This is a genomic window from Paramuribaculum intestinale (genome assembly GCF_003024925.1).
GTDB classification, from domain to species: domain Bacteria; phylum Bacteroidota; class Bacteroidia; order Bacteroidales; family Muribaculaceae; genus Paramuribaculum; species Paramuribaculum intestinale.
This window is the reverse complement of record NZ_PUED01000077.1, coordinates 1-12,399: the sequence shown is the minus strand read 5'-3', so window position 1 is coordinate 12,399 and position 12,399 is coordinate 1. Positions and strand designations below refer to the sequence as shown.

The 12,399-nt window shown below is 53.7% G+C and carries 11 protein-coding genes and 1 tRNA gene; 5 read left to right on the top strand and 7 right to left on the bottom strand.

Features of this window, described 5'->3' with window-relative positions:
- The first annotated feature begins 291 nt into the window (after positions 1-291).
- Entirely contained in the window at positions 292-672 is a 381-nt protein-coding gene (locus C5O24_RS07190) for a hypothetical protein (RefSeq protein ID WP_107681649.1), read from the top strand.
- Positions 669-2,426: a relaxase/mobilization nuclease domain-containing protein gene (locus C5O24_RS07185; RefSeq protein ID WP_107681648.1), complete on the top strand. Its 1,758-nt coding sequence runs from the start codon at positions 669-671 to the stop codon at positions 2,424-2,426. The genes C5O24_RS07190 and C5O24_RS07185 overlap by 4 nt, the downstream gene beginning before the upstream one ends.
- 240 nt (positions 2,427-2,666) lie before the next feature.
- Here C5O24_RS07185 and C5O24_RS07180 read toward each other — a convergent pair.
- The 6 genes from C5O24_RS07180 to C5O24_RS07155 all read right to left on the bottom strand — a co-directional run bounded on the left by C5O24_RS07180 (position 2,667) and on the right by C5O24_RS07155 (position 8,475).
- Positions 2,667-2,739: transfer RNA gene (locus tag C5O24_RS07180), tRNA-Phe, on the bottom strand.
- A 653-nt stretch (positions 2,740-3,392) separates the two neighbouring features.
- Positions 3,393-3,881, bottom strand: a complete 489-nt coding sequence (ispF, locus tag C5O24_RS07175; protein ID WP_205961080.1) for a 2-C-methyl-D-erythritol 2,4-cyclodiphosphate synthase — start codon at positions 3,879-3,881, stop codon at positions 3,393-3,395.
- Positions 3,882-3,955: 74 nt separating this feature from the next.
- The gene (porV, locus tag C5O24_RS07170; protein WP_107681647.1) at positions 3,956-5,116 is read right to left on the bottom strand and encodes a type IX secretion system outer membrane channel protein PorV; all 1,161 of its coding nucleotides are present in this window, start codon (positions 5,114-5,116) and stop codon (positions 3,956-3,958) included.
- A gap of 91 nt (positions 5,117-5,207) precedes the next feature.
- Entirely contained in the window at positions 5,208-5,696 is a 489-nt protein-coding gene (locus C5O24_RS07165) for an FAA hydrolase family protein (protein WP_107681646.1), read from the bottom strand.
- Positions 5,697-5,749: 53 nt separating this feature from the next.
- Complete coding sequence (locus C5O24_RS07160; protein WP_107035604.1) at positions 5,750-6,415, bottom strand: redox-sensing transcriptional repressor Rex; 666 nt, start codon at positions 6,413-6,415, stop codon at positions 5,750-5,752.
- 8 nt (positions 6,416-6,423) lie between these two features.
- Positions 6,424-8,475 (bottom strand): Ig-like domain-containing domain, encoded by a 2,052-nt coding sequence (locus C5O24_RS07155; protein WP_107035605.1) that lies wholly within the window; start codon positions 8,473-8,475, stop codon positions 6,424-6,426.
- Positions 8,476-8,721: 246 nt separating this feature from the next.
- Here C5O24_RS07155 and C5O24_RS07150 point away from each other — a divergent pair, with 246 nt between their 5' ends.
- Positions 8,722-10,368 (top strand): diphosphate--fructose-6-phosphate 1-phosphotransferase, encoded by a 1,647-nt coding sequence (locus tag C5O24_RS07150; RefSeq protein ID WP_107035606.1) that lies wholly within the window; start codon positions 8,722-8,724, stop codon positions 10,366-10,368.
- 53 nt (positions 10,369-10,421) lie between these two features.
- Entirely contained in the window at positions 10,422-11,384 is a 963-nt protein-coding gene (locus C5O24_RS07145; protein WP_107035677.1) for a type I phosphomannose isomerase catalytic subunit, read from the top strand.
- Here C5O24_RS07145 and C5O24_RS13795 read toward each other — a convergent pair.
- Positions 11,365-11,601 carry a hypothetical protein gene (locus C5O24_RS13795; RefSeq protein ID WP_128701824.1) on the bottom strand — a complete coding sequence of 79 codons (237 nt, stop codon included), beginning with the start codon at positions 11,599-11,601 and terminating at the stop codon, positions 11,365-11,367. The genes C5O24_RS07145 and C5O24_RS13795 overlap by 20 nt on opposite strands.
- Before the next feature lie 32 nt (positions 11,602-11,633).
- Between C5O24_RS13795 and C5O24_RS07140 the strand changes: the two genes are divergently transcribed.
- Positions 11,634-12,086, top strand: a complete 453-nt coding sequence (locus C5O24_RS07140; protein WP_107681645.1) for a DIP1984 family protein — start codon at positions 11,634-11,636, stop codon at positions 12,084-12,086.
- Positions 12,087-12,399 lie beyond the last annotated feature (313 nt).

The window sequence follows — 12,399 nt, the reverse complement described above, 5'->3', positions numbered from 1 at the left end:
ATATTATCAAGCAACACATTTATCATGAACCGTGATACTTCGGTTAATCGGTCATCGTCACATTGGATAATCGATACATTGGATAATATGATAATGAGCCATTGGACAATAAGTCATCGGGTAATGGAGCATTGGATAATCAGACAATCGAGTCATTAAGATATTGTATCATCAAGGTATCAGTTCATCAAATCATCAAGCAATCATTATACCAAGTCATATAGTCTTCATTGTATCAGATATTCAATCAACCAATCTATCAAACCATAATATCTTAAAAAGTTAATCTCTATGCCGGATAAAAAATCCATCACTATTAAAATACGTGTCGATGCGCAGACCCACGCAGAAATGCAGTCAAGAGCCGACCGATACACCGACGGTAATCTGAGTGCGTTTGTACGTTGTGCCACACTCAAATATGAAGAGCAGCCGATGGCTGACCGAGACAATCCCCGTATGATTGCTTTGATCAAGTCCGCTATCAAGCTCATCGAAAGAACCGGCACCAACACCAATCAGGTTGCGAAGCACATCAACGAGCAGCAGAAAATGAATCCTTACTCGTTGCGGTCGGCAGATCTTCTTCCCTTCGGTCAGTTTTGCGAGGGTACAGAAAAAATCCGGCAGATGCTGACATACCTCTATAACATGATAATTTCAGGAAAATGATAGTCAAGAAGCTCAACGATGTGTCCGGCGGCGGTTTCCCCGGCGCTCGATATAACGAGAAGAAGATTGCTGATGGCGTGGCAACCCTTATGGCGATGGAGAACGTCAGCGAGGCGTTGCGTCACAATATCGAGACGCTGCACCGCTTCGGCCTTGATGCCTCGGCTGAAGTCGAAAGGTATATGAAAGAAAACTCTAAGACCTACGGCAATACAAAGACAACACGTTTCCAGTTCCACGTGTCGGCCTCTGTGAAAGGACGCGCCATGTCGCCGGAAGAACTTACCGACTTTGCGCGTGAACTTATGGAGGGTATGGGCTATGCCCGTCAGCCGTATTTTGTTTACGCCCACCACGATACCGGTAATAACCATGTGCATATTCTCTCGACGAGAATAAAGCCTAACGGTTATGCCATTTCTGACCATCAGGACAGGCGCAGGCTTAACGAGTGCGCAAATCGCATACTCTCTCCTGACATCAAGAAAGATATTGACCGAATTCTCGGCTACGACTACGAAACGGAGGGGCAGTTTGCCAATATCGTCAAGACTCACGGCTACAAGATAGAGAAATCGCTCGACGGCTACCGACTGTTCAAGTGTGGAGGCAATGCTGGAAATATCGCCATCGGCGACATTCTCAATCGAATCACCAGAAACAGCCCCAAGCGCAAAGACCGCGCTACGCAGCTTCGTGCCATAATCCGGAAATACAAGAGCGAGATAGCCGAGGGAAAATGTCAAAGTGTCGATAATGTCAAAGTGTCAAAAGGTAAGAAACGAAAGCCGGTAAAGGCAAAACTCAACACTGACATCCGCAAAATACTTGATAACCACGGCAAGCCGTTGAGCGAGGAGAACTGCCAGCGCATACAGACTCTCATTGATGCTCTCAAGACAAAGTTTGGCATAGACATCAGTTTCCAGAAGGACAAGGGCGGCAGGGTGAGAGGCTACAGTATAATCGACCATGCTGAAAAGATAGCCTTCGACGGCAGTAAGGTGATGAAACTGTCGGAGCTTATTGATTTCGCCATCAAGCCACAGAGGAAACCATCGTCGCTTGACGTGTACCGCGACCTGTTCACTGTCGAGGTGGGCAAAGACAGCAGAGGAAACTATATGCTCATCAATGTCAAAGACGGCTCGACGTACCGCAAGCCAATCTCTCCGAGACAGTACGCATGGTATAACGGCGTGAAAGACGACGAGCGCGAAGATGTAGGCCTGACAATAGCGGCCACGATGTTCTCCGAGGAGATACTGACCGAATATCTCATGCGCTATCCGATACACAACCATCAAGAGAGAATAAAAGGCATAGCCGTTGTCAAACATAGAAACGGCAACTATTGCCTCCTCGCTGCCTTGACTGACGGCTATATGCCTTTGATAGAATTAACTTCGGAGGAGGAAGCCAAGTTCCGCTCTCTACATGCCGATGAACAAGCAAGACAAGACTTCCTGATGTCAATAGCCATGCTGCATCTTACTCGAAAGGATGCCGAGGCGGTTAAAGACAGGATAAAACAGAATACCCAGTCCAAAGCCGGAGTCCGTATTCTCCCTTCCCGTCCACAGGACTACTCCCCGGAAATCTCGCAAGTGTTCACATTCAATCTTGCCAACGCACTATCTTCCCTCAATGTCAGTTCCGGCTCATCCGGCTACAAGCGCGAGCACGAAGTCGGCAACCGCTCCCGCTACGACGACATCGACAACCGTCAGTCCGGCACCCGACTTACAATGTAAGAATGAAGTAGTGACTATCTCAGCGCACCACGCCGGTAGTCACTATTATTTTGCAGAGAATTTAATGTAGAATTTAATTGGGTTTAGAATTAAACGCTACTTTTTAATACAGTTTAATCAAGCCGATTTATCGTGGTTTATAGCGATTTAGATAGTGACTATTGTAGTGACTACGCCCTGTAGTGACTAAAAGAAAAATCGCCAACTCTGTAAGAATTAGCGATTTAATCTTTGCTTGGGTGGTGCCACCAGGAATCGAACCGGGGACACAAGGATTTTCAGTCCTTTGCTCTACCAACTGAGCTATGGCACCGTCTGGGTTTGCATTAGGGGTTTCTCCCGTTTTGCGTTGCAAAGGTATGGACTTTTTTTGGATTGTGCAAATATTTGATGTGTTTTATTGAAAAAAGTCGAAAAAAAATCAGTAACACAACAACAATCTATGCAATCATTCGAATTCAATACGCTTCAACAAAACGATATAATCCACACATATACAGTGCAATATAAATCAATTATCGAAGCAAACATACCCTCATAAACCACCGCCGAAGACAATTGCCTAAGCAAGCAGATCATCACACCGAAAATGCTAACATCACAATCAAAGACACTCACCGAAGCATATAGTCGTACATAGATCACTGAAACAGTGAATGATTTAATGGCCACCAAGCATATAACCACGCACAATCATCCAGATCAGAATGCACTATAGTTCACCAAGCATATTCACTGCGACGGGAATGCATTAGGGATCGCATTAGAAGATGATTGAGGGAAGCATTAGAGTATGCATTAGATGAAGCGCACAGTCGGGCAACCGTTAAGCAGCATTATATTTTGACGTGGTTCTTACATAGCGACGCTATTGCTATAGCAAAAATCGCGCCAGCCAGAAGTCGCAAAGTCCGCATAATATCAGCATAACGCCGACACAACGCAAGCGCGATATAATCCTGAACATCAGCGCACTATCAGAGCCGTGGCCATAGCGGCAATTCCTTCTTTGCGCCCGGTAAAACCGAGCCGCTCGGTAGTAGTGGCTTTGACCGAAACTCTATCAATATCAACACCCAGATCTTCTGCCACATTGCGACGCATCTGCTCTATACAGGGCGACAATTTCGGAGCTTGAGCTATGATAGTAATATCGACATTAGATACAGAATAATGTTCGGCACCGATAATCTCCACCACCCTGCGCAGCAGCACACGTGAGTCGGCTCCGGCATAACTCTGGTCGCTGTCGGGAAAATGATAACCGATGTCGCGCATAGCGGCCGCTCCGAGCAGAGCATCGGCAAGCGCGTGGAGCGCAACGTCGGCATCGCTATGTCCGAGAAGCCCCTTTTCGTGAGATATCTCCACGCCGCACAAAATCAGCTTGCGTCCTTCGGCAAAAGCGTGGACATCATAGCCCAGTCCGCTACGTATATCAGGCAGTTGTTGCATAAAGTAAAATATCCAGTTTGGTTGAAATCATTAACATCATTAATCCGTGACTGACTGCAAGCCAATGATCGCGATCAGCGGCGTCCGAATATCTCCCGCAGGCCGTCCATATCAAAGGTCAGAGTGAAACGTAGCGTCTGATCGAGCGGTGATGTCTGAGCCGTAGCTATCATATACGACGCATCTATGCGTAGCACATTGAACGAAAAACCAGCGCCCATGCCGAAATACTGACGGTTGCCTTTCATTGCGTGCTCATGGAAATACCCTGCACGAAGAAAAAACTGCTGATTGTAGGCATATTCGGCTCCGAGCGACCAGTTGATCTCCTTCAGCTCCTCGCTAAAACCGCCGGGCGCGTCGGAAAACGACTTGAAAATACCCGTGATCGGCGACATATTCTCCCATCGCTCCAGAGCGTCGAGATATTCGCGCTGTCCGTCGGGCGTCGACGTGTCATAGTCGGCCTCACGCGGGCGTGTCGGCACCAACAGTTTGTTAAGATCAAGCCCGAACGTCAGATTATGGTAGTCGGCCAACGGAAAGGTGAACGCAGTGCCAAGTCGCAGATTTGTCGGAAGAAAAGCCGGATCGTTGCCGTGATCATACGACACCTTCGTGCCTATATTGGAAACGTTCCATCCCCACGACCACTGACACTCATTACGGCCTATCACAGGATATGTGGTGTAGTAGCCCGATATATCGGCCGAAAAAGCCGACGCTCCGGTCGACAGATCACCTGAATATGACGACGAGAATCCAAGGTCGGAATATATGTATCTCAGCACCACGCCCATTGAAAACTTCTCCGACAGTTTGCGGGAATAGCCCACATCCACCGACATCTCGTAGGGATTAAGCGTCTGAGCCGATCCGGTCACTTCCGATCCGGTGGTAACCTCTCCGAGCGAGAAGTAGCGCAACGTGGCGCTGACTGCCTGATTGTCGTCGCGCCCGATCTTCCAGTAGCCCGAAAGATTGGCAAGGAATATATCGTTTACTATCTTGCGGAGCCACGGAGTGTAGCTGGCCGAAGCGCCTGCCTCGCTATATGCAAACGCATATTTCGACGGGTTCCAGAACTGCGAATTGGCGTCGGGCTCTGTCGCCGCGCCGAGGTCGCCCATCGAGGCTCCACGCGCATCCGGTGCTATAGCGAGCGAATTGACACCGGTCTGCACCGGATTGAAATCATTCTTATCCTGTGCGGCAGCGGTAGCCATAACTGTCATGACTGCGACAGCTGCCGATATAAAATGCAAGTGATTCATATTATGAATAACTTTCCGGAAGGCGTTTTATTGTGTGAGCCGGCTGTCATTATCACCGCACTCTCACAGACAGCGCCGGCTCTTCATCCACGTCCACTCTCAGATCATCACCGGCCTTCACGCCTACGACCCACGGCAGAAACGCCGCGACTATCACATCACCAGTCTTCAAAGTGGCATAACGGCTCACCGCTGCGACAGTCTGCTCCACAGCTATATCGCCAAGCCCGACATCGCACACCGAATCTTCCAGCTTGATCCCTATCGCCTCACCATCGGGCACCGGACGCCACGTTCCGAGAGCCATACAGTTGTCAAACAGCCCGCCCCACGCCTCATCTCCGGCCGCTCCCTCAGGCATCAGCTGCATGCATAGACAAAACGCATCGACGTATCGCCCCACAAAACGCGGAGCTATATCCTTGCCCAGACGCGATATTCTGAACGCAAGCCCGATACGTGCCCGCCACGACGGTGCGAAATCGGGCAGAAACAAGGGGCGCCCCGCCCCCACCATCGCCGAGTCTGCGATAAGCTGCATCCGCGGCGCGGTTTCCACGCAATCGCTCGGATGGCGTAAAACAGCAATAGCCTTCATCGTGTCAAGTCTGGATTATTTGCATTTATACGATTATACATCACCGCCAGATGAGCATAGATCGACGTGTTCTGTATCACAATATTCTCAGGAGCCAGCAGACGGCATGGGGTGAAATTCCACAGCGCGCTCACTCCGGCATCGATCAGAGTGTCGGCCACAGCCTGAGCCTGCTCCACCGGCACCGCTATCACACCGATCTCGGCCTGCATGTCGGCGCGCACCTCCGCCGCCTGCGTAATGTCAAACACCGGCACACCCGATATAATCGTCCCTATAATGGAGCGCTCCACATCGAAACCGGCCACGATATCGAGCCCGTAGCGCTGCAGTCCAGAATCGGCGATAAGCGCCGCCCCAAGCGACCCCACTCCAGCTATGACGGCATTGTGCTGTCGGTCAAACCCCAGAAAACTCCTCAGTTCGCGCTCCAGCTCCACCACCTCGTAGCCTATGCGCGTCTTGCCGCGCACGTTGACAAACGACAGATCCTTCGCCACCATCGACGCGTCGAGATGTATACCTCGGGCTATGGCCGTCGAACTGACATAGGCCACCCGCCTCACCTTAAGCAGACTGACGTAGGCAAGATACCATGGCAGACGGCTCAATGTCGGCTCCGGCAGCACATCGTGGGATGAAACTATTCTTGTATCGGCCATAGTCAGTATCAATAAGCTGTGCGATCGCTGTTGCGGCGCAGGCGGCTGTTGTTCAATCCGCTGTTGCGCCTCACCCCCGTATTGCGGTTCACGCCGCCGGCCGACGAATCATACTCATCATATTCGTCGTCCTCCTCATCTTCCCGGCTGTTTTTCTCTCCGGGTTTCGGCTTCGGCTTGTTTTTCTTTATATCAAGGGGCTTCTGCGCATCCAGCGGAAGCTCATACACGTTCCAGTTCTGCACCATATCCCAGCGCTGCTTCAGAGGCAGTTTTTTCGGGAAATAGTACACCTCTTCAGGTTGCACTCCCTCGGTGAGCGAACCGCTGTCGTACTGTCCGTTGCCATTACTGTCTATAAACAGACGCGCATAATACGTATTGGGCAGCACATGGTCAAACACTGCCTTGCCATCCGCCACGGGACGTCGCCGCAACGGCTTGTCGGCCGACGACAGCAACTCCACCACCGCCGGCACGGAATCAAGACCTGCCACATTGAACGTGATGGTCGAATAATCGCTCTCTTTCCTGACACTGAACGTCTGGCTGAACGGAGCATTGCCCTGCTTGTACACGCCCATGGCCGCAAGCGAGTCTATCTCAAGTTTATAAGTAGCCCCAGGCTCCCATTCATAGGAAGCCACATATTGCATCGGACGCAGATCGCCGTCGCGGTCAAACATCGGCGGCTCCACCTCCACCCAAGTGGTGTCATTGTCCTTCACAAGCAGATGCACGCCATTCATATCCAGCGACTCAAGCGGCTGCGAAAACGTAAGCCCGATAGGCTGGAACACATCGTAGACCGACGAGCTGTTCATCCTGACAGTCAGGAACACCGGCTTGGGAGTCGTGTCCACTTCCTCGCCGCGCTTACGGCGCTCTTCCCACTCCTTGAGCTGCTTTTTGCGCTCCTGCTCCTCCCGGCGAAGCCTCTGCCGCAGCCCTCTGACCATCAGCTGCAGAGTGTCGGTCTGCGGCGACAGCTGATCGAGCGAATCAGTGCGCAGATATGTAGCCCTCAATGCTATCGTGTCCTGCATGATCAGTGTCGAATCCGTCAGCCAGTATTGGAGCGTGTCGAGTGTGGCCGAACCGTTGATCACAGCCATATCGGCCAGCTTTCGTCCGGCATAAGGCCCGTTTATCACTGTCAATTCGGGCAGGGCATCGGCGTGAGCCCCCATTTCGAGTTCGATCAGGTGACGGTCGGGGCGCTCGTTCTTCACGAGATACTGCGGCCGGTAATTCTCATTAAACCATGTCAGCAACACATCGTCGGGAGCATAGACCGCCGCCGGACGCATCACAATCGAATCCGATCCGTCGGCTGCCTCAAGAGTGTCGGCTGCCACGCCTTCGCTGACGCTCGGCACGATCACCTCCGACAGGAAGGCGACATCCTCGGAACGATCCCAGTGATAGTCGCGGTTGTTGTCGTTGACAGCATATACGCGATACGATCCCGGAGCCAGATTACGGATAGTAAACTGTCCGAGCTGATTGGTCTTCGTGATGCGGTCAAACGGGAGTGTCATTATCGCCGTATCCGACAGATTGGCGTATGCACCTACGAGCATTCCCTGAGCCGGCTCGAGATTTTCGGCACACAACACCATGCCGGAAATCTGCAGAGTGTCGATATGCGGGCCTGTCGAGAATGCAAACGAGAAACCATCGATGGGATTTCCCTCGTTGAGATCAGATATCGCATCGGAGAACTCCACCGTGTAGGTAGTGTTGGACTTCATTGAGTCGCGAAGCTCCACATCGATTCGTCGTCCGGCAGCCATCACCAGCGGCGTAGTACGCTGCGCCGGCGATATGACCACCTTGCTCATCGGGTCGGTCACCTGCACGTTCTCGTCAAACAGTATCGAGATCTTGGAACGGCTCACATTGACCTCGCCCGGAGCCGGGGTGCTGTTCACAAACACCGGCGGATCCACATCGCGCGGACCGCCCTGCGGCCTGCCCATACTGGCGCAGGCCGCCAAGAGCGAAGCTGCAACAGCGGCCACAAGCCAGCGCATATTATGTAGGGTCGACAGTTTCATCTATTTTTCAAAACGTCGCAAAGATAATAATTTTTTCCAACACCCGACACCGCAGACAGCCCTGCGCCAAAGCCGCATATCACTTTTTAACAGTCGAATCCGTCTTAAGAGCACGCTCTAAAACCCACAAATATCCCTGTGGGGCAAAAAACACAGCTCAACAACGACCGATTTTTGAAAAATATTTGCGATATTTGCACATTGAATTCTTCAACGCTACAAAAACCAATAATCTCACAATACAATATGAAGAAAAGTGCATTGCAGATAGCCCGCGCGGCTTATCAACCCAAACTGCCCGTCACACTCACCGGCGCAGTCAAAGCCGTAGAAGGCGCACCCACCCAGTCGGTAGCCGATCAGGACGACATCAAAAAACTGTTCCCCAACACATACGGAATGCCGGAGCTTCGATTTGAGAAGAACCCCGCCCCCGCCCCCGGCAAACCGTTCAACGTGGGAGTGATACTCTCCGGCGGACAGGCTCCCGGCGGCCACAACGTCATCTGCGGCCTTTTCGACGGCATCAAGAAGATCAACAAAGACAGCCGTCTTTACGGTTTCCTCATGGGTCCCGGCGGACTCGTCGACCACCAGTACAAGGAACTGACATCCGACATCATCGACGAATATCGCAACACCGGCGGATTCGACATCATCGGCTCAGGCCGCACCAAGCTCGAAAAGAAAGAGCAGTTCGACAAAGGCCTTGAAATCCTCAAGCAGCTCGACATCAAGGCTCTCGTGATCATCGGCGGCGACGACTCCAACACCAATGCCGCCGTGCTTGCCGAATACTACAAGAACATCGGCGCCGGAGTGCAGGTGATCGGCTGCCCCAAGACCATCGACGGCGACCTCAAGAACGAAGTCGTGGAGGCATCGTTCGGATTCGACACCGCCACCAAAGTATATTCCGAGCTTATCGGCAACATACAGCGCGACTGCTTCTCGGCCAAGAAATACTGGCACTTCATCAAACTCATGGGTCGCTCCGCATCGCACATCGCTCTCGAATGCGCACTTCAGACACAGCCCAACGTCTGCATCATCTCCGAGGAGGTCGAGGCCAAAAACCAGACCCTTCAGGATGTTGTCGACTATATAGCCGGCATCGTCGCCGCACGCGCAAAGCAGGGCAACAACTTCGGCACAGTCCTCATTCCTGAGGGACTCATCGAGTTCATCCCCGCCATGAAGAGCCTCATTGCCGAGCTCAACGACCTGCTCGCCAAGACACCCGACTTCGCCCAGAAGACCACTGCCGAACAGCGCGAATTCCTATCGGCCAACCTCTCGAAGGCCAACGCCGAAACATTCATCTCGCTTCCCGAAGGCGTGGCACGCCAGCTCACGCTCGACCGCGACCCCCACGGCAACGTACAGGTGTCGCTCATCGAAACCGAGAAACTCCTCTCCGAGATGGTCGGACGCCGTCTCGCCAAGATGAAGGCCGAAGGCAGCTACGACGGCAAATTCTCTGCCCTCCACCACTTCTTCGGCTACGAAGGACGCTGCGCGGCTCCCTCCAACTTCGACGCCGACTACTGCTACGCACTCGGCTATAACGCCGCGTGCCTCATCAACGCAGGCGTCACCGGCTACATCTCCAGCCTCCGCAACCTCACCAAGCCCTCCGTGCAGTGGCTTGCCGGCGGTGTGCCCATCTCGATGATGTTCAACATGGAGCGCCGTCACGGAGAGATGAAGCCCGTGATACAGAAAGCGCTCGTGCGCCTCGACGGCACTCCGTTCCAGCGTTTTGCCGCCAAGCGCGACGACTGGGCCATCAACACCCAGTACGTGTTCCCCGGCCCGATCCAGTATTTCGGTCCCGCCGAAGTATGCGATCAGCCCACTCTCACACTCCACTACGAGCATCTCGACAAATAATTCAGTCATAACGATAACCAGCCAAAGACCGGTCTAAGATGGACAACGTCAACATTCCGCCCCTGAAATTCACGCCGATACTGAAAAGCGTGGTGTGGGGAGGCGAAAAGATAGCCCCGTTCAAAGGGATCGTCACCGACCAGAAAAACATCGGCGAAAGCTGGGAGATATCAGGCGTCAGAGGCAACGAGTCCGTTGTAGTCAACGGACCCGATGCCGGCCTGACCCTCACCCGGATGATCGAGAAGTACGGAGCCGACCTCGTAGGCAGCCACGTCTACAAGCGATTCGGCAACACATTCCCGCTGCTCATCAAGATCATCGATGCCGCCGGCGATCTCTCCCTGCAGGTTCATCCCGACGACGAGCTTGCACGCCGCCGCCACAACTCGCTCGGCAAGACCGAGATGTGGTATATAGTCGACACCGACCCCGACGCCGCCATCGTAAGCGGACTCTCGGCGGAGATCACCCCCGACGAATATGCGGCAAAAGTGGCCGACAACACGCTGCTCGACGTAGTGGCTCACCACACCTCCCATCCCGGCGACGTATTCTTCCTGCCCGCAGGACGCATACACGCCATCGGAGCGGGCAACCTGCTCGTGGAGGTGCAGGAAACATCCGACGTCACCTACCGCATCTACGACTACGGACGCATCGACGCCACCACCGGAAAACCGAGGCAGCTCCATGTCGAAGAGGCCAAGGACGCTATCGACTACAAAGTCTACCCGTCGTACACCTCCACACCCACCGATCTTGGCAACGGCATCGAAGAGCTTGTGCAGTGCGACCACTTCACAGTCTACGCCCTGACCATCGACGGCGAGCACGTTTTCAGGCCGGTAGTCGACTCCTTCTCCACACTGACATGTATCGAGGGAGAGATGACCGTGACGGACTCCAACGGCTGCAGCGTCAGCCTCCGTCGCGGCGAGAGCGCGCTCATGCCTGCCTGTCACAAAGAGTTTGTCATCAGCGGCAAGGGGCGCGTCATCGACGCCCACAGCTGACCGACAGCCTCATGAACGACAACGCCGTGTCAGCCCCATCGGCTCTTGACACGGCGTTTCCTTTTATATACCATCCGCCCCCGAGGAGGTGGGGATCGGAGAAAATGTCGACTCTCTGACGCTTGCCTCGTGGATAGAGGATTTCGAGATGGTCTACTGACGGGGGGCTCTGAACATATCGACGCCTGTCGGCGTTGACTTTTATGACCGCCGGCATCGTTGCCGGCGGTCATATCAACGTAAACAGTCATGAAACTTGCCGAAGCCCTACAGATACGCGCCGACCTGCAGCGCCGCATAGCGCAGATGCCCATGAGGCTCGCCAACAATGCCAAAGTGCAGGAGGGATCGATGCCGGCCGAAGAGCCTGCGCGGCTGCTCGAGGAGCTGCGCCGTCTGCTCGACGAGCTCGACGACATCACCGTGAGGATCAATCTGGCCAACAGCCGCCAGATAGACTACACTACCACAATGACGGCGCTGCTCGCCCGCCGCGAGACGCTGCGGCGCCATGCCGACATAATGCGAGGATTTCTCAACGCGGCGAGCGATCTGACTCCGCGCCACACTCTGACGGAGATACGCGTGGTGAGCACGGTCGACGTGGCGGCGCTGCGCAAGGAGTGCGACGCGCTGTCGAAGCAGCTGCGCGAGCTCGAGATCAGAATACAGTCGCTCAACTGGACCATAGAGCTTGACTGAACCGCCCCATAGCCGGGGGGGGGGACAAGCAAGGCTGCGCGCGCCGGAGGCGATCGTCGAAAACCCCAACGATTATAATCGCCCCCCATGGGGCGATGGCCGAAGGAGGCTGCGGTGACGGCCTCATGAATTCTCACAGATCAGTCACAGCACACCGCACACCCGCACGCCGCACATCTCACACCCTGCATCACCACGACTTTGATCCGGCGGGCGCGCAGCCTGTCTACCCCCCGGCTTTTTCCTTACAATCGCAAACCGATGACGCACGCCTCAGGCGAGATCCACCACCGTGATGCCGGTGCCGCCAAAC

Excerpts from the sequence above, each read along its gene's own strand:
- ispF (WP_205961080.1), bottom strand. The coding sequence starts at position 3,881 with ATGCAACAACTGCCTGATATACGTAGCGGACTGGGCTATGATGTCCAC.
- C5O24_RS07140 (WP_107681645.1), top strand. The coding sequence starts at position 11,634 with ATGAAACTTGCCGAAGCCCTACAGATACGCGCCGACCTGCAGCGCCGC.
- C5O24_RS13795 (WP_128701824.1), bottom strand. The coding sequence starts at position 11,601 with ATGCCGGCGGTCATAAAAGTCAACGCCGACAGGCGTCGATATGTTCAG.
- C5O24_RS07150 (WP_107035606.1), top strand. The coding sequence starts at position 8,722 with ATGAAGAAAAGTGCATTGCAGATAGCCCGCGCGGCTTATCAACCCAAA.
- C5O24_RS07160 (WP_107035604.1), bottom strand. The coding sequence starts at position 6,415 with ATGGCCGATACAAGAATAGTTTCATCCCACGATGTGCTGCCGGAGCCG.
- C5O24_RS07155 (WP_107035605.1), bottom strand. The coding sequence starts at position 8,475 with ATGAAACTGTCGACCCTACATAATATGCGCTGGCTTGTGGCCGCTGTT.
- C5O24_RS07190 (WP_107681649.1), top strand. The coding sequence starts at position 292 with ATGCCGGATAAAAAATCCATCACTATTAAAATACGTGTCGATGCGCAG.
- C5O24_RS07185 (WP_107681648.1), top strand. The coding sequence starts at position 669 with ATGATAGTCAAGAAGCTCAACGATGTGTCCGGCGGCGGTTTCCCCGGC.
- C5O24_RS07165 (WP_107681646.1), bottom strand. The coding sequence starts at position 5,696 with ATGCAGCTTATCGCAGACTCGGCGATGGTGGGGGCGGGGCGCCCCTTG.
- porV (WP_107681647.1), bottom strand. The coding sequence starts at position 5,116 with ATGACAGTTATGGCTACCGCTGCCGCACAGGATAAGAATGATTTCAAT.